Consider the following 19,060-nt stretch of genomic DNA (forward strand, 5'->3'; position numbering starts at 1 on the left):
GTCAAAGCCGATAGACGCGCGTTGCCGTCGTCCTGAAAATTGCGTCCTGCTGCTGGGTCGTCAGCTTAGTGGCCGCCGCACGAAAGGCGGCGACGAGCTCCTGATAGCTGGTCCACAATTTCTCGATCGGGAAATTGGAACCGAACAGGCAGCGCTCCGCGCCGAAAATCGCGACGGTATCGGTAAGGACGGCCGCGATGTGCGCGGGATCGTTGCGATGGATGAAGGTGCCGAGCCCCGAGAGTTTTGAGACCACGTTCGGACAGACCGAAAGCCGGGCCATCCCGGCGCGCCAGGCGGCCCGGCCCGCCGGCGAGAGGTCTTCCAGCATACCGGCATGCTGGAGGATGAAGGTCACCCTCGGGCAGGACTCGGCGAGCTGCGCTGCATCCGGCATCTGCGGCGTGAAGACCTGGAGGTCAAAGCTCCAGCCGTAGTCGGCCAGGTGCGCGATGTTGCGGCGGACCATGGGATCGACGCAGAGATCTGGCTTGGCCGCGAAGCGATAGAGCGGATTGTCGTGCCAGTGCAACTGCATGCGCACGCCGCGCACGAGCGGATAGCGCTTCAGGCGATCGAGTTGCGGTCGCACGTCGTCGACGGCGAAATCGGCGTAGGCGACGATGGCATGCGGCCAGCCGTGCTCGTCGGCAGTCTGCTGGACCCAGGCTGTCTCGTCCTCGAAACGGTCCTTGGCCCAGTTGGTCTGGACATAGACCGAACGGGTGACGCCGGTGCCCTTGAGGTCGTCGAGATATTCCCGGATCGGATAATCGCGACGGATCGGTTCGTAAGGTCCAAAGATGCGCGGCTGCATCGGACCGGTCAGCCAGGGCAGGTCGGCTTGTCGCCAGATGTGATGATGGCCGTCGACAATGTCGCTCACGCCGTTCTCCTCCGTCCCAACGTCAGAATGTGCGCGACAATCGACGCGCTTGAACCGCCATCCACGAGATCATCGACGAAACGCTCGATGGCCACCAGCGCCTCGGTCTGTGGGCGGAAGTCGGGGCCCGTCGCGAGCGGCGTCAGCCAGCTCACGCGCCAGGCGCGCCGCGACAGCTTTACCACGGCGTCGCGCAGCGCGTCGGGTTCGCCGCGCTCCAGCCCGTCCGACACGACGATGACGGCCGCGCCTCGCGCATAACCGCCGAACCGCGGCACCGCGAGGAAGGCCTGCAGCGCGTCGCCGATGCGGGTGCCGCCATCCCAGTCGCTGACGAGGTGCGCCGCCGCGCTCAGCGCTTGCTCGCGACGCTTGAGACGCAACGGGCGGGTGACGCGGGTCAGCCGCGTGCCGAAGGTGAAGACCTCGACGTTGGGCGCGGCCTGCACAAGCGTATGCGCCAGCTTCATGTTCTCTTCGGTGCGCGTCTTCATCGAGCCCGAGACGTCGATCAGCAGCAGGAGTTTTCGCCGGCGCTGGCGACGCTTCAGGTGCCCGAGCCGCAGGATCTCGCCGTCGCTCCGCACGCTGTCGCGCAGGGTCCGGCGAAGGTCGGCAAACGGCCCGCGGCGGGCGCGCATGCGCCGGTGGCCGCGACGCTGCGGCAGGCGCCGGGAGGCCTCGCGTGCCAGGCGGCGGTGCGCGTCGGTGGTGGAGAGCTGGGCGAAGCGGCGCTCCACCAGCGCCTCGGTGCGCGTCGCGGCGAGGCCGGATTCGTTGGCTTCATCGGAGAACAGGGGTTCCTGTTCACCGCGGCCCTCGTCCTGGAGCCGGACAGTCTCGTCGTCCTCGCCGTCATCGACATGTTCGATGGCCTCGCTGCCGCGGAAGTGCAGGTCGAACAGCCGGTCGAAGGTCGTGCGGCGCTCGGGTGGCGGGGCGAGCGTGGCCAGCGCCGATTGCCTGATGTCGTTGAGGTCGCGCGGCCCGAGCAGCTCGATCGCGGCGAGATAGGAGGTGGTCTGCTCGGGCGCGACGGCGAAGCCGTTGGCGCGCAGCAGCGCGACGAAGGAGACGAAGATGCGGGCGGCACGCGGAAGCTCCGGCTCGGTGCTCATGCGGTTGCCTCCGCGAGCATGATGTCGAGCCGGGGCGAGATGAGGTGCAGGTCTTCCTCGTCCTTCAGCGCCACGCCGATCGAGCGCTTGAAGGCGTCGGGCCAGCGCGCACCGCCCTTGTGAAGGAGCGTCGCCGCTTCAGCCCAGTCGACGGCTTCCGCGATGCCCGGTGCCTTGCTGAGCGGCTCGCGGCGCAATTTGCCGACGGCCGCGACGACGGCCCGCGCGGTCGCCTCGGCGACGCTCGAGGCCCGCAGCATCACGATACGCGCCTCCCGCTCTTCGGTGGGATAGTCGATCCAGTGATAGACACAGCGGCGGCGCAGGGCTTCGTGCAGGTCGCGCGTCCGGTTCGAGGTCAGCACCACCACGGGACGTTCGGCCGCGCGCACCGTGCCGCGTTCGGGGATCGAGATCTGGAAGTCCGAGAGAAATTCGAGCAGGAACGCCTCAAATTCCTGATCGGCGCGGTCGATCTCATCGATCAGCAGCACGGTGGAGTCGGGTGCGCGGAGCGTCGCCAGCATCGGCCGCTCGATCAGAAACGTCTCGCCATAGATGTCGATGCTCTCGTCGCCGGCCTGGCGGATCGCGAGCATCTGGCGTGGATAGTTCCACTCGTAGAGCGCGGCCGAGGCGTCGATGCCCTCGTAGCATTGCAGGCGAATGAGGCGGCGGCCGAGGACGGCGGCGATGGCTTTCGCGGCCTCGGTCTTGCCGACGCCGGGGGCGCCCTCGAGCAGGAGCGGTTTGCCGAGGGCAAGGCCGAGATAGGCCGCGGTCGCGAGCCCTTCATCGGCGAGGTAATAGGCCGCCCGAAGCGCCTTCTCCAGCGCTTCGGGGTTGTCGATGCCGACGATGTTGCTGCGAACTGCCATGGCCAGTCTCAGCGTCGCGCCTGTGGCCGCGCGCCGCCCTGGGTCTTGATCGCGCGCAGCACCTTTTCCGGCGTAATCGGCAGATCGTCGATGCGCACCCCGACGGCGTTGAAAATCGCATTCGCGACAGCCGGCAGCACGGGATTGGCGCACATCTCGCCAGGTCCCTTGGCGCCGAACGGGCCATCCGGCGCGGGGCGCTCCAGCACGGCGATATCGTGCGGGCAAATATCGCCCGGGCCGGGCATCAGATATTCGACGAAGTCGCGGGGGCCGTGGGCAGGGTCGGGATAGTGAGGCTCCGTCGTCTCGTAGAGCGCGTGGCTGATGCCCATCCAGGCGCCGCCGACGAGCTGCTGCTCGACCAGGCGTGGATTGAGTGCGCGGCCGAGCTCATAGGCGGAGTCCATGCGGACCATCGCGACTTCACCGGTCTCGTCGTCGACCTCGACCTCCGCCACGAGACAGGCATGGGCGTAGCAGGTCGCCGGCGACATCTCGCCGGTTTCGGGGTCGACGTTGGACAGAGGCACGAGGAATATGCCGCGGCCGGAGATGGTCTTGCCCTGCTTGAACTGGGCGGCGATGGCGACGTCCTTGGTCGAGATCGAGCGATGCGGCGCACCCTTGACGTGGATGTTGCCGCGTCCGTCGGTTTCCAGATCGGCGGCGTTGACCTCGAGCTCCTCGGCTGCCGCCTCCATCATCACGCCGCGTGCCTCGCGCGCCGCGGCCATCACGGCATTGCCGACGCGATGGGTGCCGCGCGAGGCGAAGGAGCCCATGCAATGCGGACCGGTGTCGGAATCCGCGGTATCGACATAGACGTCCTCGACGGGAACGCCCAGCGTCTCCGCGCAGATCTGCCGCGTCACCGACTTCATGCCCTGGCCGAGGTCGATCGACGACAGCGCCACCGTGAACTTGCCGCTCGGGTTGGAATGAACCAGCGCCTGGCTGGGATCGCCGCCGAGATTCATGCCGATGGGATAGTTGATCGACGCCATGCCGCGTCCGCGATGCCGGGTCATCAGCGCCTCCTGGTGCCGAACACGGAGGAGAAGCGGGGCGCGCCATGCGAGGGCGCGGCCGGCCGCGGTGGAGGTGGTGACGGCGCAGGGGGCGGCGGCTCGCGCGGTGGTTCGCGGGTGACAGTGGGCGGGAGCCGGTCATAGCTGGTGCGCTGCTGGACTGGCGCGGCCGGCCGGCTGCGCGAATCCGTAGGTGTCGGCGGGATCACGGCGCGGCTGCCGCCGCCGTCCTTGCGCGACGACGCTCGCTTGAACTCCTCGCGGATCGGCCATTTCGCCTTCTCGGCGGCGACCTGGACGCATTCGATCAGCGCGGTGTTCTTGGCTTCGCGCCGATGCGCCTTCATGTCGCCGTCACGATAGGCATTGAGAATCCGGAACTCCATCGGGTCCATACCGACGAGGTTCGCCAGCTTGTCCATCTGGCACTCGATCGCGAAATCCATCGCGGTGACCCCGAAGCCGCGCATCGCCGTCGCGGGCGTCCGGTTGGTGAAGACGCAATAGACGTCGCCATAGACATTGGGGATCGTGTAGGGCCCGGGCAGATGCGCGGCGCATTTCACGGCGGCGTAGCTGGACAGCCGCGTATAGGCGCCGCTATCGAAATAGGCGCGGATCTTGCGCGCGACGATGCGGCCGTCGCGCATCACGCCGTCCTTGATGTAGATCCGCTCGGCGCCGCGGGGCGGGCCGTACTGCATCTCCTCCTCACGTCCGAACACGTAGCGGACGGGACGCCCGGTCAGAATCGCCCCCAGGATCGCGAGCGGCTCGGTCAGCGTATCCACCTTGCCGCCGAAGCCGCCGCCGACCGTGCCGCCGATGAAGTGGAAGGTGTTGGATGGCAGGTCCAGGATCTTGGCGCAGGTGTCGACCGAGAAGAACAGCGCCTGCGTCGAGGTGTAGACGACGTAGCGGCCATTGGTGTCGGGCGCGGCAATCGCGCCATTGGTTTCGGTCGGCGCGTGCTCGATCGGAGACATCTGGTAGCGCTGTTCGAGCACATGGTCGGCCGTCACGAGCGCGGCGTCGGCATCACCGAAGCGCAGCTTCTGGTGATCATGGACGTCGTGATAGATGAAGGCGTTCTTCGGATAGGTCTCGTTGACGACGGGCGCCCCGGCCTTGAGCGCGTCCTCGACGTCGAGCACAACCGGAAGTGGCGCGTAGTCGATCCGCACCTTTGCGATGGCCTCGAACGCCTCGCGCTCGCTGTCCGCGACGATGGCGACGACCGGCTCGCCCTTGTAGCGGACCTTGTCCGCCGCCAGCGTGGGCTCGTCGTCCTTGCCGAAGTTGATGAGGCTGAGAAGCGTGTTGAGATTGCGCGGCACGTCGGCGCCGCGGATGATCCGGCGTACGCCGGACGAGCGTTCTGCTTCCGTGGTGTCGATATGGCGCAACCGCGCATGGGCCTGCGTGGAGCGGACCACCTTCAGATGCAGCATGCCCTGAAGCTTGTGGTCGTTGAAATAGCTCGACGTGCCCGTGACATGGCCGAGCATGTCCTGGCGCTGCGTGCCCTTGCCGATCTCATTGAGATTGTCGTCGCGCTCGTCGGCGAAAATGTCCTTGCGCAGTTCCAGCATGACAGAATCCTTTAGGCACTGGCCCGGCCGCCCGAAGCGGCAAGGATGGCATCGATGATGGGTTCGTAGCCGGTGCAGCGGCAGATGTTGCCGGAGATCGCCTCGACGACCTCGGCGCGGCTAGGCTGCGGATTGCGATCGAGCAGCGCCTTTGCGGCCATCAGCATGCCCGGTGTGCAGTAGCCGCATTGGGCGGCAAAATTGTCGGCGAACGCACGCTGGAGCGGATGCAGGTTCGGGCCCTGCTTGAGGCCGTCGAGCGTCTCCACCGATCGGCCGGCGACGGTTTCCGCCAGCGTCAGGCATGACAGGTGCAGCTCGCCGTCGATCAGCACACTGCAGGTGCCACAGCCGCCCTGGCCGCAGCCGAATTTCGGCGTCATATCGCCGATCAGTTCGCGCAGTGCGACAAGCAAATTGGTGCCGCCATCGACGAAGATCGCGACGTCGCGGCCGTTATGACGAAATTGCAGGGCGGTCTTGGCCATGAGCTATTCCTGACCCGAGAGGAGACGGCGCAGGTGGACGCCGGCGATCTCGCGGCGATACCAAGCGCTGCCGAGAGCATTGTCGAAGGGTGAGGTGCCCTCGGTGACGGCGGACGCCGCGGCTGCGATGGTCGCGGCATCCAGCGAGCGTCCCTCGAGCACCCGCTCGGCGGCGCGTGCCCGAATCTGGGTCGGCGCCATCGAGCCCAGCGCGATCCGTGCCCCGGCGATCCGGCCGCCGCTGATCGGCAGATGGGCTGCGAGCGTAATGACAGAGCCGCCCTTTGGCTTGATACGGGCGACCTTGTGGTAGCGGAAGGCGTCCGCGCTCGCCGGCCGTGCGAAGGACACCGAGAGCACCAGCGTGCCGGCCTGCCGCTCGCGCGACTGCAAGAACTCTTCGATGGCGATGTCGCGCGTGCCAAAGCCGCCTTGCACGGCGACGGTGGCGTCGAGCGCAAGCAGCGCCACCGTGAAGTCGCCATAAGGACTTGGCGCGAACAGGTTGCCCCCGACCGTGCCCATGTTGCGCACCGCAGGTCCGCCGATCGAGCGGGCAGGGGCGTGCAGGAAGCCGAGGTCGCGCTCGGCGAGGATTCTTGCGAAGGTGATGCCCGCCCCGAGCATCACGCGCGGGCCCGACGCGTCGATGCGGGTCAGGGCTTGGTCGCTGGCGCGGATGACGGTCGAGACGGAGACGTCACCCTCGTTCAGCGCTCGCATCACCAGCGTCCCGCCGCCGAGATAGCGTGCGCCGCGATCTGCCGACAGCGCGCCGGCCGCTTCGCTGGTGCTGGCAAAAGTCTTCACTGTCACGGCCATTGCTATGCCGCCTCCTTCAGGTGCCGGCGGATCGCCTCGAAGCCGGCTTGGTAGATGTCTTCCGCGACCATGTGGACGATGCGATCGCGGTCCTCCGGCCTGGTGCTGAAGCGCGACTCCCAGTGCCAGAAGGTGCGGTCGCCATCGGTCACCGGCAGCAGGCGGACGTGCGCCACGTAGTTGAACATCGGCACCGGCGTATCGAGCAGGCAGTAGCTGAAGGTCTGCTCGAGATCGGAGAGCGCCAGCAATTGCTCGCGCAGCTCCGATCCGTCCTGCAGCTTGAAGCGCCTGATACAGCCGATCTTGTCAGGGGAGTGCGCGCGCTCGATCGTGGAGCTCGCGACCGCCGGATGCCAGCGATCGTGTCCGTTGAAATCGCGCAGCACGTCCCACACCACATCGCTGGGCGCATCCAGGATCGTGCTTTTCACGATATGCGGCACGGACCTCACCCTCCGAACTGGCGCTTGAGGGCGTCGAAGCCGCCCTGGAACACGCCGCCACCGATATTGCCGACGAGCTCGGCTTCCCGTTCGGGTGCGCAGTCGAACTCGGCGGTCCATTCCATGAAAGTCTGGTCGCCGTCGGTGACCGGCGTCAGCCGCAACGTCGCGACATAGTTCTCCACGCCCATGGGGGATTCCAGGATCGAATAGGTGCAGAACATGTCGTAGTCGGAAAGGCCGAGCAGCTTCTCGCGGATGCGGTCGCCGTTGCGCAGGCGAAAATCCCTGACACAGCCGATCTTGTCCGAGGGCTCGCCGCCTTCGATACGGCTTTCCGCGATCGCGGGATGCCAGTTCGGCATGCCGTTGAAGTCGCGCACCCGCGCCCAGACGCGATCGTTGCGCGCATTGACGACGGTTGAGACATAGACGCGGGCCATGATGCGACCTCAGCTCTTCTTCCGGGGGCTGCGCTCCGCGGGCGGCTCGCCCTCGGTGGAAGGCGAGGGAGCCGCAGCCGGTTTCTCGCCGCCTCCGCCGCCGCCCTTGCGGGCGGACTCCTTGATGCCTTGCATGTCGCGGGCCTCGCGGATCAAGCCCGGCATCTTGGCGAGGCTGCCACCCTCGACGCCGATATCCGCCAGAAGCGAATCGATGAGCGGCGCCTGGACGCGGTAGCGCAGCGCCGAGTCGATCACCTCGTCGGTGGCGCTGCGGCCGCCATTGCCGCCATGGCCGTTGCCGTTGAGGCCGTCGACCTGGAGGATGCGGATGCCCTCGATCTTCTCCATCGGCTTGACGCTCTCGCGCACGATGCCTTCGATGCGGTCGAGCAGCTTCCTGCGGAACAGCGAGTAGCGAGCCTGGTCGGACAGCACGTTCTCGGCCTCGTTGAGCAGCCGCTGCGCCTCGGCCTCGACGGCCGCGCGCACGCGCTCGGCTTCGGCGGCAATTCGGGTCTCCTCGGCCTGCTTCTCGGCGATCACGATTTCCACGCTCTTGCGACGCCTGGCGATCTCGTTTTCGCGCGCGGTGATGACACGCTCGGTGGCCTCCGTCGCATGCATCCGCGCTTCCTCGGCCGAGGCCCTTGCCGCGGACTCCTCCAGCGATTTCAGGTGGATCGCGATCGCCTTCTCCATCAGAACGGTCTCGACCTCCTTCTCGCGGTTGACTTCGAGCTTGCGCAGCTCGCGCTCGCGGCCGATGCGGGCTTCATCCAGGCCGCGATCCGACGAAATGCGGGCACGCTCGACCTCTTCGCGCGCGGCGATCTCGGCTTCCTGCAGCGACTGGACGCGGGCGACCTCGAGCTGCTCGATCGAGCGGCGGCGTTCGATCCGCGCCGCCTCCAGCGCCTGCTCGCGCGAGACGTCGGTGGTCTCGACGTCCTTGCGTGCGACGATCTCGGCCTGCTTGACCTGGCGGTCGGCGTCGATGCGTTCCGAGCGCTTGGTGGAGAGCGCGATGACGCGATCCTCGTCCGCGATCTCGATGGCCTTCTTCTGCTCGATATTGAGCACTTCGCGCTTCTTGGACGAATTGATCCGCTCGGACTCCAGCGCGAGATCGACGCCGATGCGCTGGCGCTCGATCACGTCGCGTCGCTTGAGGTCAGCCGCCTCGACTGCAGCAGTCCGCTCGATCTCCAGCGCCTTGGTCTCCCTGTCGGCCTGGATCCGCTCGGCCGCGATGGCCTTCTCCTGCGCGATGCGAGCGGCCTCGATCGCTTCGCGGGAGGCGATATCGGCTTCCTCGACGGCGCGGTTGCGGGCGATCTCGAGTGAACGAACGCGTTCCTCCTGGGCGATACGGGTGGCTTCGGTGGCTTCGCGCGCACTGATTCCCGCGACGTCGAGCGCCTGGTTTCGCTCGATCTCCAATTGCCGCGTATTCTGCTCGGCGGCGATGCGATCGGCGGCAAGCGTCCGCTCGCGCGCGATGCGCGCAGCCTCGACCGCGCGCTGGGCTTCGATCTCGGCTTCCTGGATCGTGCGCACCTGCTGGATCTCAAGCGCGCGGGTGCGCTCGTCCGACGCGATGCGCTCGACATTGACAATCATGGTCTGTGCGATGCGGGCCTTTTCGGTCGCCTCGCGGGCGGCGATCTCGGCTTCGTCCACGGCGCGGGTCCGCTCGATCTCGCGGCGCCGTGTCTCTTCTTCATTGGCAATACGGGCGTCGGTCACCACCCGGTCCTGCTGGATACGCGCTTTCTCGATCGCCTCGCGGGCGGCGATCTCGGCTTCCTCGATTGTACGCATCCGCTCGATTTCACGCTGGCGCACCTCGCGCTCAGAGGCGATGCGGCTGGTGTCGATCGACCGCTGGTTGGCGATCCGGGTCTTTTCGACCTCCTCGCGGGCGAGCAGTTCCTTCTCCTCGATGGTGCGGGTGCGCTCGATCTCCCGCTGGCGGGTCTCGCGCTCGGACGCGATACGGGCTTCCGCGATCGCCTGGTCGTTGGCGATGCGAGCCTTCTCGATGGTCTCCCGCGCGGAAATCTGCGCCTGCTCGGCCTCGGTCTCGCGCAGGGCCCGCTCACGCGCGACCTCGGTGCGTTGCAGGGCGCGGCGCATCTCGATGTCGCGCTCCTGCTCGAGGCGCGCCGTCTCGCTTTCGCGCTCGATCTCGAGGGCCTGTCGCTCGGCCTCCAGATTCCGGGAGCGGATCTTGATCATCGAATCCTGCTCGATGTCGTTGCGCAGTTTGCGCTTGGCCTCGATGTCCTCCATCAAGCGTGTCAGACCTTCGGCGTCGAAGCGGTTCGAGGGGTTGAAGAATTCGAGATCGGTCTGGTCGAGATCGGTGATCGCGACGGATTCCAGCTCGAGTCCGTTCTGAGCGAGGGCCTCGGCCGCGTTCGCCTTGACGCGGGCCACATACTCGCCGCGTTGCTCGTGCATCTGTTCCAGGGTCATCTCAGAGGCTATCGAACGGATCGCGGAGATGAATTTGCCGGCGAGGAGGGCGTGGAGCTGCTCAGGCTCCATGGTGCGGCGGCCGAGCGTGGCGGCGGCGATCGACACGGCTTCGCGGGTCGCCTGGACGCGGACATAGAAGTCGGCCTCGATGTCGACGCGCATGCGGTCACGGGTGATCACGGCGTCCTGCCGGGAGCGCACGATGCCCATCGGCTGCACGTTCATGTTGACGGGCGTGTAGTCGTGGATGAAGGGCAGCACGAACGCGCCGCCGTTGATCACGACGCGCTCGCCGAGCAGGCCGGTCCGGACGAATGAGGTCTCCTTGGACGAGCGATGGTAGAGCCAGTTCACGATGTAGACGCCGACCACGATCACCACGATGGCGACGATCAGCCAGAGGATCAATTCACCGACCAGAGTCCCTGACATGCTTCCCTCCCTCGACCTTCCGGCGTTATCGCGCGCCGATCGCCTTGAATTTGCGTACCTGATCCGTCAGCGCCCGCTCGACCGGCAGCCGCTCCATCGAGGAGGCGCCGTAAAAGCCGTGGCAGTAGCGGGTGTTCTTCATGATGAAATCGGCGTCGTCCGGATCGGCGATCGGGCCGCCATGGGCGAGCACAAGAATGTCCGGATTGACGCTGAGCGCGGCGGAGGCCCAGGTGTCGATGCGCGCCGGGCAATCCTTGAGCTTGGGCGCGGTCTGCGCGCCGATGGTCCCCCCGGTCGTGAGGCCGAGGTGACAGACGATGATATCCGCGCCCGCGATCGCCATCGCGGCGGCTTCCTTCTCGGTAAAGACGTAGGGCGTCGTCAGCAGGTCCTTCTCGCGCGCCTTTGCGATCATGTCGATCTCGAGCGCGTAGGACATGCCGGTCTCTTCGAGATTGGCGCGGAACACTCCGTCGATCAGGCCGACGGTCGGAAAGTTCTGCACGCCGGCGAAACCGAGCGCCTTCAACTGGTCCAGGAAAACATCCATGTCGCGGAACGGATCCGTACCATTGACGCCAGCGAGCACCGGCGTCCTGGTCACGACGGGCAGCACTTCGCCGGCCATCTCCAGCACGATGGCGTTGGCGTCGCCATAAGCCATCAATCCTGCAAGCGAGCCGCGGCCGGCCATGCGATAGCGGCCGGAATTGTAGATGACGATGAGATCGACGCCACCGGCTTCCTCGCACTTGGCCGACAGGCCGGTGCCGGCGCCGCCGCCGATGATGGGCTCGCCGCGCTTTGCCATGTCGCGGAAGCGCTTCAACAGTTCTGCGCGTTCAAACCGGGCCATCGGTCACCTCGCTAGTCTCCGGCGCGCCCCGGTGCGGCCGAACAAGGTCCGGAACGCGCTGACAATGGTGGAGGCGAACTCGGGATCGTTGATGTTCTTGGGGACGCGGATGAGCTGACGGTTAGCGGTCTGCCGCACGTTCCGCTCCAGCGCACGGAACAGCGCCGCGTCGGCATCGGGATCCCAGAATGGCTGTCCTCGTGCGTCGAGCGCGGAGACGCCGCCCTCGGGCAGGAAGAAGCGCACCGGGCCGTCCATCTGGTTGAGCCGCTCGGCGATCCAGCGGCCCATGCGTTCGTTTTCCTCCGCCGTGGTCCGCATCAGGGTGACCTGCGGGTTGTGGACGTGGAATTTGCGGCCGCGGTAGCGCTCCGGAATGGTGTCCGGGGCGCCGAAATTCACCATGTCGAGCGCGCCCACCGAGCCGACGTAAGGCAGGCGGCTGCGGATGATGGCGCCGAAACGGTCGTCGGTCGCCGGGAACACGCCACCCATCAGGAGATCGCAGATTTCCGTGGTGGTGAGATCGATGACGCCCGCGATCTGTCCGGAATCGACGAGTTTCTCCATCGAGCGGCCGCCGACGCCGGTGGCGTGGAAGACGAGGCACTCGAAATCCTCGCGCAGGTCGGACGCGATCTTCTGGACCGCCGGCGTGGTGACGCCGAACATGGTGATGCCGACCGACGGCAATCCGCCGTCGCCGCGATCCTTCCGCGCGTGCTGATCGAGGCGCGCCCTGACCATCCCGGCCAGCGCATTGGCGCCATTGGCGAGCACGGCACGCGAGATCGAGTTGAGGCCCTGCACGTCGGTGACCGAATACATCATGGTAATGTCGGCGGGGCCGACATAGGGCCCGACGTCGCCGGAGGCGACGGAGGAGATGATCAGCTTGGGCACCCCAACCGGAAGAGTCCGCATCCCCGGCGCGACCAATGACGCTGCGCCCGAACCGCCCGCCGAAATGACGCCTGCAACATTGCTCTGGCGTCGCAGCCAGCTGGCGAAGGCATCGGCCATCGCGGTGACGGCAGCGCCGCGGTCGGGTCCGAACACCGCCGATCCACCGCGCCCATGGTTCAAGGCGATCTCCTGGGCTGAGACGTCGCTGGTTGCGTGCCGACCGCTGGTGGAGACATCGACCAGTCGCGTGCGCAGGCCGCTCCCGGCGATGATGTCGCGGATGAAGCGAAGCTCTGTGCCCTTGGTGTCGAGCGTGCCGACGACGAGCACGACCGGGGGCCCCTGCGTTTGCGCCGCGACCGGCTCGCGCCGGCGCCGGGCGGTCTCGTCGAGACGCGCCACCTGTGTCGAGAGCGTGCGGGCGGCGGCCTCGATGCGGGCGATCGGGACCGGCTGTGACCATCGGGTGGGGGGCGTCGGGTTGGAGATGTAGACGCGGATCGGGCCGCCTGGACGGGACGGCTGCGGTGCGGCCTTCGCCTCGGTGCCTGCAGCCGGCATGTCGGCTGCGGGCTCGAGCTCGGCGTGGAGTCCGACGCCGAGCAGGCGCTGCTGCAACTCCCGGTCCGCGGCAAGGCGCACGGAATCGATGATGCGGTTGATGCGGCCGTTGACCATGATCGCGACGTTGCGCGAGACGGCTGTGGCCACACCGATGTTCTGCTCGATCACGAGCACGGACATGTCGCCGTCCTCGCCAAGCCGTACCAGCATCTCCTCGACCTGGGCGACGATGACGGGCGCAAGCCCCTCGGTCGGCTCGTCCATGATCAGGAGCTGCGGATTGGTGAGCAGCGCGCGGGAGATCGCCAGCATCTGCTGCTCGCCGCCGGAGAGCTGGCCGCCACCATGATCCTTGCGCTCGGCCAATCGCGGAAAGGTCTCGTAGATGCGCTCGACCGTCCAAGCCCCCCGCCGCAGGCCCGCGGCAAGCTGCAGATGCTCGTCGACGCTGAGCGAGCGCCACAGTCGCCGGCCCTGCGGCACGTAGCCGACGCCGAGCCGGGCTATGTGGGCGGGCGGCCGCCGGGTGATGTCGTCGCCGCGGACGCGGATCGAGCCGCCGCTGACAGGCACCAGTCCCATGATCGCCTTGCACAGCGTGGTCTTGCCCATGCCGTTGCGACCGACCACCGAGAATACGCCGGCTTCGAGCGTCAGGTCCACGCCCTGCAGCGCATGCGAATGCCCGTAGTAGACGTCGAGGCCGCGGACTTCGAGGGCGGCGGCGGCCGAGCGGCGGACCTCATTCATGGCCGCCTCCAAGGTAAAGCTCCTGCACCTCGGGATCGGACTGGATCTCCTGCGGCAGGCCTTCCTTGAAGATGCGCCCGTTGTGCATCATCGTGACGCTCTCGACGACGCGTAGCGCCACGTCCATGTCGTGCTCGATGATGATATAGCCGATATGCGCCGGCAACGAGGTCAGGATCTCGACCAGCTCGGCGCGCTCGGTCGGAGACAGGCCCGCGGCCGGCTCGTCGAACAACACGAAACGCGGCGCTCCGGCGAGCGCCAGTGCGATCTCGAGCTGGCGCTGCTGGCCATGCGCAAGCTCGGCGACGCGCTGGTCCTTCACGCCTGTGAGATGGACGGCCTGCACGAGATTGTCGGCCGCGTTCATCAGTGCGTCGTTCTGTCCGGGGCGCAGGAAGGAGAAGCGGCCGCGCGAGACGCCGCGGCAGGCGAGGTAGACGTTGTCCTGGACGGTGAGACCGGGAAAGAGCGCGGAGATCTGGTAGGTCCGGCGCAGGCCGCGGCGGATGCGCTCGTAGGGCGGGAAGTGGGTGACGTCCTCGCCGAAGAACCTGATGGTGCCGGAGGAGGGCGGGAAATCGCCCGTGATGCAGTTGAACAGGGTGGTTTTTCCGGCACCGTTCGAGCCGAGCACCGCGCGCCGCTCGCCGGGGCGCACCGTAATGGTGACGTCGGTGAGCGCGGCCAGCGCGCCGAACAGGCGCGTCACGCCGCGAAGCTCCAGCGCTGCGCCGGCGCCGACGGCCGAGAGGCGTTGCGCGACGCTATCCATGACCGGATCCTTGATCAGATCCTCGGCCGTGACGTTCGCTTGAACGGGCCGCGCCGGATCGCTGGCGCTGTCGCCAGCTCTGCCAGAGCCCGATCACGCCGTCCGAGGACCAGAAGACGATGGCGAGGAAACCGAGGCCGATCAGCAGCCGGAAGCGGTTGCCGTCGAGCCCGAGCTTGACCAGGAAGTCGAGCGCGAAGGTGCGTAGCAGCACGAAGATCAGCGCGCCGATGAAGGGCCCGATGGGACGCGTGATGCCGCCGACCACGGCGATGATGAGAATATCGATGCAGGCGCCGACGCTCACGGAACCGGGCGAGATCTGCCGGTAGTTCCAGACCTGGAGAACGCCGGCCAGCGCCGCGACAAAGGACGCGAAGGCGTAGGCGGCGACGCGGTGCGCATTGACGTTGAAGCCGAGCGCCGCCATGCGGCGGGGATTGTCTCGCACACCCTGCAGCGCCAGGCCGAACGGTGCGCGGGAGATGTATTCAACGGCGAAGTAGCACAGCGCAGCGACCGCGAGCACGATGTAATAGAAGGGAATGTCGGCGCGCCAGTTGACGCCCCAGAAATGCGGCGTTGCAACAGTGTTGATGCCGGTGTGGCCGTTGAAGATCGCCCAGTTCTGGTTGGTGAAGTAATAGAAAGCCGCGCCGATCGCGAGCGTGATCATGATGGTGTAGATGCCCTCGGTGCGCACCGCCAGCGCGCCGCCAAGCGTGCCGAACAGGGTCGCGAGTGCGAGCGCCATCGGGACCGCGAGCCACCACGGCCAACCCAGGCTGATATTGGCGTTGCCGCTGACGCCGAACACCGCGACCATATATGCGGAGAAGCCTGCGATGGTGAGCTGCATCAGGCTGACCATGCCGCCGTAACCGGCGAGGAACATCAGGCTCAGCGCCATGATGCCGAGGATCAGCGTGGTCGCAAAGATCTCGATCAGGAAGAAGCCGTTGGCGATCAGCGGCATGATCAGGAGAATGGCCGCGACGATCCAGGCTGCGGGATTATTGATCTCCGGCCAACCGCGCAATTTGGGGCGCTGCGCCGCTGCGGCGGGACGGACAGTGACGCGGGCGTCGTGGGCGAGCGACATCTCAGCGCCTCGCCAACAGGCCTTGCGGCCGGACTGCCAGTACCAGCACCATGATCAGGAAAGTCACGACGATGGCGTAGGTCGGGATGTAGACCGAACCGAGCTGTTCGGCGAGGCCGATGATCAGCGCGCCGAGCGCGGCACCGGGGATCGAGCCCATGCCGCCGACAATGACGACGACGAGCGAGGCAAGCAGGAAGCGGATGTCTTCGCCGGGCGAGAGCGACTGGAAGGTGCCGCCGACGACGCCGGCGATGCCGGCAAGCCCGGCACCGAGCGCAAAGACCAGCACGAAGACGAGCTGGATCCGCACTCCGGTCGCGGCCAGGATGTCGCGATCGTCGACGCCGGCGCGGATGATCATGCCGATGCGTGTGCGGTTGAGCGCAAGCCACATCGCCAGGCCGATCACGACGGACGCGGCGAAGATCACCAGCCGGACCAGGGGATAGCGGAGATAGACCGGTTCGCCCGAGGATTTCACCGCAGTGACCAGCGGCAGCTCGATCGGGCCGATCAGCCAGTTCGGCGTCTGGATCTGATAGAAGTCGCCGCCGCAAGCCCACAGCATCAGGTCGGCGAAGACGATCGAGAGCCCGATCGTCACCATGGTCTGCCTCAGGTCCTGGCCCTCCATGCGGCGGAAGACGATGAGCTGAAGCAGGACGCCGACCAGTGCCGTCAGGATGAAGGCGACGATGAAGCTGAGGAGCCAGGAGCCGGTCGAGGCGCTGATGGCGTAGCCGACATAGCCACCGAACAAATACAGCGAGCCGTGCGCGAGGTTGACGTTGCGCATCAGGCCGAAGATCAGGGTGAAACCGCTCGCGACAAGGAAGTAGAGGCCGCCGAGCGTGATGCCGTTGAACACGGCGTTCAGGAAGACCCGCTTGCGGCCGATCGCCTCTTCAAGTCCGGGCGGCCACACCGCCAAGGTCAGCCACAATGCAAGTGCGATCGCGATGATCACGATCAGGGCCCAGGCCGGATGACGTTCGACGAAGCGGGTCATGTCAACTGCCTCATCCCCGCCTCGCGCCCCCGCAAGCGTGAAGAGGGCGCGATCAGGCCGCTTCGACCCCGCGCTGCCTCATCCGCTGAACGCTGGTCGAACAGCCTTGCGCAGGCTGCGTACCTCGCCATGGACGTGCGTCCTCCCGGACTTGCGATCCTCTTTTCGGGATCGCGTTCCGACCATCTTAGCGAGGGCACAAGGGGAGCGTTTGATCGTCAGTATCTTTTCGCGCGCGGTCAGGCCCGCAAAACCTTGGCGGCGCGGCGGTAATCGGTCGGCGCCATCCCGACATTGGCGGTGAAGAAGCGTGTGAAGCCGCTCTGCGAGGAGAAGCCGAGGTCGAAGCCGATGTCGGCGATCGGTGCTTCGCCGGCGACAAGGGCTTCCAGCGCCTGTTCCATGATCAGGGTGTTGAGGTAGAGATGTGGCGTGACGCCGGTCTGGGTGCGGAATAACCGGTAGAAATGCGGTCGCGACAAACCGGATTCGCGCGCGATCGTGTCGAGCTCCATTTCGGCGCCCGGACTTTCCGACATCAGCTTGATGCATTTGCGCACGCGGAAGTCGGTGACGGCGCCGGCCGTGCGCGCGTCGCGCGCGATCTCGGCCTGCTGCCAACTTTCGTCGTAGCAGATGTCGATCAGCCGCCGCAGCTCGGCATCGAGGCTGGAGAGTGACGGTGCGCCGCACACCAGTGCTGCGGTTCGTCGGATGTGCTTGTCGAGTGCGACCGTGCGCTTGAACTGGGTGCGGCCGAAACGCAGGCGGTCGGCGCCGGGCGCATCGGGTGCGAACCACTCCGGATTGACGTAGAGCACGAAGAAGATCGCGCCACCGTCGAGATCGGACGGCAGGAAATTGTGGGGCTCCCAGGGATTGACCGCAACGATGGAGCTTTCCGTAAGGTCGTAGTGCCCGTTACCGACGTCGATGCATGCGGACAGGCCGCCGACATGGAAGATCAGATGACCTTCGCGATGTGCGTGCACGTTGAAAGGGCGGTTCAACTGATAGACCGTCGCGCGACCGAACCGGCCGTGAAAGACGGCAAGCGCCCGGCTCATGCCTTCCCTCCCGAATGTTCTTGTCTTTTCAGTCAGCGTTCAACAACCGGGGCGAGATTGCAAGAGCACAAGATATCGCGCCTGCAAATCGCTCCCGGTTGCCGGAGAGCAAGCGAAACGAGCGCCGGTGAATGCGTCAGTACTTCTTACATTCCGGGACCGTACGGCTCGGCAGTCCGATCTTGGCGAACACCGCCGGATCGTAACCGAGCGTCTGGTTCACGTTCGGGATCACCTTCACGACCTTGCTGAACAGCGCGCCCTTGCCGTCATCGACGACCTCGGTGACGAAGTTGGTGCCGATCGCCTGGCGGTTGGCGTCAAGCTTGATCTTGCCGTTCGGTGCGTCGATCTCGATCTTGGCCAGGGCCTCCTTGTACTTGGCCTGGTTATTGGAAAGATCGCCATTGACCTCGCGCAGCGCGAGGATCAGCGCCATGGTCGAGCCGTAATAGTTGGTCGCAAGAAGCGACGGGCTCGGGAAGCGCTTGTTGGGCGGAAACGCGTCCTGATACGCCTTCACGAACTTCTGCCAGCCCGGATCCTCCCAGGTGTCGGCCTGGCCGCTCGCCGCGATGGTGCCGACCAGCGCATTCTTGGCGTTGCCTTTCGAGGACAGGATGGTCTGGTCGATCATGATGGAGCCGCCCATCAGATGCGCCTTGCCGCCCGCCTGCTGGTACTGGTTCAGGAAGTTGACGGCATCCGCCCCGCCGAGGCCGAGATAGATCGCATCGACATCGTCGGGCAGCGCCGCGATGACGGAGGCAAAATCCTTGGTGCCGAGCGGCACCCATTGCCGGTTGGTGACCTGGCCGCCGGCGCCGCAAAATTCGAGCACGAGGCCGAACACCTGGGTGTAGATGAAGGAATAGTCCTCGCCGACGGTCGCGATCTTGCGATATTTCTTGGTTTCATAGGCGTATTTGCCGAGGCCCACCTGCCACTGCGCGCCGTCCATGTTGTAGCGGAAGAAGTTCGGAGCGGGATCGACATAGGTGGTTTCTTGCGCGCCGGAGGCAGCGTTGATGAAAGTCAGCTCCGGATGCGTCTTGGCGAAGTTCTTGACCGCAATGCCCTCGTCGCCGGAGAGCGGCGACAACAGGATCTGCACCTTGTCCTGCTCGATCAGCTTGCGTACGGCGCGCACCGCGGAATCCGGCGTCGCGTCGGTCGAAGCAACGATGAATTCAAGCTCTTTGTCGCCGACCTTCTTGCCGAGCACATTGAGCGCCGTCTGATGGCCGCGCATGCCGTCCTCGCCGAGCACCGTGTAGGTGCCTTCCAGCGTTGCCGTGATGCCGACCTTGATCTTTTCCTGGGCGATTGCCGCGCCTGAAAGGAAAAGGCTGCTTAGCGCGATCAGTCCCACACTGCATTTCAACATTGCATTCCTCCCTCTATG

Annotated in this window: 17 protein-coding genes; all 17 read right to left on the bottom strand. The window is 66.2% G+C overall.

Going from position 1 to position 19,060, the window contains the following annotated elements:
• Position 1 precedes the first annotated feature (1 nt).
• Entirely contained in the window at positions 2-886 is an 885-nt protein-coding gene (locus tag AB7008_RS19360; RefSeq protein ID WP_304493648.1) for an amidohydrolase family protein, read from the bottom strand.
• Entirely contained in the window at positions 883-2,004 is a 1,122-nt protein-coding gene (locus AB7008_RS19365; RefSeq protein WP_304493649.1) for a vWA domain-containing protein, read from the bottom strand. Before AB7008_RS19365 ends, AB7008_RS19360 begins: the two co-directional genes overlap by 4 nt.
• Positions 2,001-2,882 (bottom strand): AAA family ATPase, encoded by an 882-nt coding sequence (locus AB7008_RS19370; RefSeq protein ID WP_304493650.1) that lies wholly within the window; start codon positions 2,880-2,882, stop codon positions 2,001-2,003. The genes AB7008_RS19365 and AB7008_RS19370 overlap by 4 nt, the downstream gene beginning before the upstream one ends.
• 8 nt (positions 2,883-2,890) lie before the next feature.
• Positions 2,891-3,913, bottom strand: coding sequence for a xanthine dehydrogenase family protein molybdopterin-binding subunit (locus tag AB7008_RS19375; RefSeq protein WP_304493651.1), 1,023 nt, complete (start codon positions 3,911-3,913; stop codon positions 2,891-2,893).
• Positions 3,913-5,505, bottom strand: a complete 1,593-nt coding sequence (locus AB7008_RS19380; RefSeq protein WP_304493652.1) for a xanthine dehydrogenase family protein molybdopterin-binding subunit — start codon at positions 5,503-5,505, stop codon at positions 3,913-3,915. The genes AB7008_RS19375 and AB7008_RS19380 overlap by 1 nt, the downstream gene beginning before the upstream one ends.
• An 11-nt stretch (positions 5,506-5,516) precedes the next feature.
• On the bottom strand, positions 5,517-5,993 hold the full coding sequence (locus tag AB7008_RS19385) for a (2Fe-2S)-binding protein (protein ID WP_038941740.1): 477 nt from the start codon (positions 5,991-5,993) through the stop codon (positions 5,517-5,519).
• Positions 5,994-5,996: 3 nt separating this feature from the next.
• On the bottom strand, positions 5,997-6,815 hold the full coding sequence (locus AB7008_RS19390) for an FAD binding domain-containing protein (RefSeq protein WP_304493653.1): 819 nt from the start codon (positions 6,813-6,815) through the stop codon (positions 5,997-5,999).
• A 2-nt stretch (positions 6,816-6,817) separates the two neighbouring features.
• Positions 6,818-7,261 (bottom strand): SRPBCC family protein, encoded by a 444-nt coding sequence (locus AB7008_RS19395; RefSeq protein ID WP_304493654.1) that lies wholly within the window; start codon positions 7,259-7,261, stop codon positions 6,818-6,820.
• Between the two features lie 5 nt (positions 7,262-7,266).
• Positions 7,267-7,704: an SRPBCC family protein gene (locus tag AB7008_RS19400; RefSeq protein ID WP_014496426.1), complete on the bottom strand. Its 438-nt coding sequence runs from the start codon at positions 7,702-7,704 to the stop codon at positions 7,267-7,269.
• A 9-nt stretch (positions 7,705-7,713) separates the two neighbouring features.
• Positions 7,714-10,620 carry a flotillin family protein gene (locus AB7008_RS19405; protein WP_304493655.1) on the bottom strand — a complete coding sequence of 969 codons (2,907 nt, stop codon included), beginning with the start codon at positions 10,618-10,620 and terminating at the stop codon, positions 7,714-7,716.
• A 25-nt stretch (positions 10,621-10,645) separates the two neighbouring features.
• Positions 10,646-11,479: a phosphoenolpyruvate hydrolase family protein gene (locus AB7008_RS19410; RefSeq protein WP_038955857.1), complete on the bottom strand. Its 834-nt coding sequence runs from the start codon at positions 11,477-11,479 to the stop codon at positions 10,646-10,648.
• 3 nt (positions 11,480-11,482) lie between these two features.
• Entirely contained in the window at positions 11,483-13,699 is a 2,217-nt protein-coding gene (locus tag AB7008_RS19415; protein ID WP_304493656.1) for an ABC transporter permease, read from the bottom strand.
• On the bottom strand, positions 13,692-14,474 hold the full coding sequence (locus AB7008_RS19420) for an ABC transporter ATP-binding protein (protein ID WP_304493657.1): 783 nt from the start codon (positions 14,472-14,474) through the stop codon (positions 13,692-13,694). The genes AB7008_RS19415 and AB7008_RS19420 overlap by 8 nt, the downstream gene beginning before the upstream one ends.
• Complete coding sequence (locus AB7008_RS19425; RefSeq protein WP_304493658.1) at positions 14,467-15,576, bottom strand: branched-chain amino acid ABC transporter permease; 1,110 nt, start codon at positions 15,574-15,576, stop codon at positions 14,467-14,469. Before AB7008_RS19425 ends, AB7008_RS19420 begins: the two co-directional genes overlap by 8 nt.
• A 1-nt stretch (position 15,577) precedes the next feature.
• Positions 15,578-16,588, bottom strand: a complete 1,011-nt coding sequence (locus tag AB7008_RS19430) for a branched-chain amino acid ABC transporter permease (RefSeq protein WP_063984340.1) — start codon at positions 16,586-16,588, stop codon at positions 15,578-15,580.
• A gap of 239 nt (positions 16,589-16,827) precedes the next feature.
• Positions 16,828-17,655, bottom strand: a complete 828-nt coding sequence (locus AB7008_RS19435; protein WP_028155785.1) for a helix-turn-helix domain-containing protein — start codon at positions 17,653-17,655, stop codon at positions 16,828-16,830.
• A gap of 136 nt (positions 17,656-17,791) precedes the next feature.
• Positions 17,792-19,042: an ABC transporter substrate-binding protein gene (locus tag AB7008_RS19440; RefSeq protein ID WP_304493659.1), complete on the bottom strand. Its 1,251-nt coding sequence runs from the start codon at positions 19,040-19,042 to the stop codon at positions 17,792-17,794.
• Positions 19,043-19,060 lie beyond the last annotated feature (18 nt).

It is taken from the genome of Bradyrhizobium sp. 521_C7_N1_3, assembly GCF_052075975.1.
In the GTDB taxonomy this organism is placed as follows: Bacteria; Pseudomonadota; Alphaproteobacteria; order Rhizobiales; family Xanthobacteraceae; genus Bradyrhizobium; species Bradyrhizobium japonicum.

What these genes read in the sequence shown, in the direction of transcription:
- AB7008_RS19365 (WP_304493649.1), bottom strand. Translation starts at nt 2,004, where the DNA reads ATGAGCACCGAGCCGGAGCTTCCGCGTGCCGCCCGCATCTTCGTCTCC.
- AB7008_RS19370 (WP_304493650.1), bottom strand. Translation starts at nt 2,882, where the DNA reads ATGGCAGTTCGCAGCAACATCGTCGGCATCGACAACCCCGAAGCGCTG.
- AB7008_RS19375 (WP_304493651.1), bottom strand. Translation starts at nt 3,913, where the DNA reads ATGACCCGGCATCGCGGACGCGGCATGGCGTCGATCAACTATCCCATC.
- AB7008_RS19380 (WP_304493652.1), bottom strand. Translation starts at nt 5,505, where the DNA reads ATGCTGGAACTGCGCAAGGACATTTTCGCCGACGAGCGCGACGACAAT.
- AB7008_RS19385 (WP_038941740.1), bottom strand. Translation starts at nt 5,993, where the DNA reads ATGGCCAAGACCGCCCTGCAATTTCGTCATAACGGCCGCGACGTCGCG.
- AB7008_RS19390 (WP_304493653.1), bottom strand. Translation starts at nt 6,815, where the DNA reads ATGGCCGTGACAGTGAAGACTTTTGCCAGCACCAGCGAAGCGGCCGGC.
- AB7008_RS19400 (WP_014496426.1), bottom strand. Translation starts at nt 7,704, where the DNA reads ATGGCCCGCGTCTATGTCTCAACCGTCGTCAATGCGCGCAACGATCGC.
- AB7008_RS19405 (WP_304493655.1), bottom strand. Translation starts at nt 10,620, where the DNA reads ATGTCAGGGACTCTGGTCGGTGAATTGATCCTCTGGCTGATCGTCGCC.
- AB7008_RS19410 (WP_038955857.1), bottom strand. Translation starts at nt 11,479, where the DNA reads ATGGCCCGGTTTGAACGCGCAGAACTGTTGAAGCGCTTCCGCGACATG.
- AB7008_RS19415 (WP_304493656.1), bottom strand. Translation starts at nt 13,699, where the DNA reads ATGAATGAGGTCCGCCGCTCGGCCGCCGCCGCCCTCGAAGTCCGCGGC.
- AB7008_RS19420 (WP_304493657.1), bottom strand. Translation starts at nt 14,474, where the DNA reads ATGGATAGCGTCGCGCAACGCCTCTCGGCCGTCGGCGCCGGCGCAGCG.
- AB7008_RS19425 (WP_304493658.1), bottom strand. Translation starts at nt 15,576, where the DNA reads ATGTCGCTCGCCCACGACGCCCGCGTCACTGTCCGTCCCGCCGCAGCG.
- AB7008_RS19430 (WP_063984340.1), bottom strand. Translation starts at nt 16,588, where the DNA reads ATGACCCGCTTCGTCGAACGTCATCCGGCCTGGGCCCTGATCGTGATC.
- AB7008_RS19435 (WP_028155785.1), bottom strand. Translation starts at nt 17,655, where the DNA reads ATGAGCCGGGCGCTTGCCGTCTTTCACGGCCGGTTCGGTCGCGCGACG.
- AB7008_RS19440 (WP_304493659.1), bottom strand. Translation starts at nt 19,042, where the DNA reads ATGTTGAAATGCAGTGTGGGACTGATCGCGCTAAGCAGCCTTTTCCTT.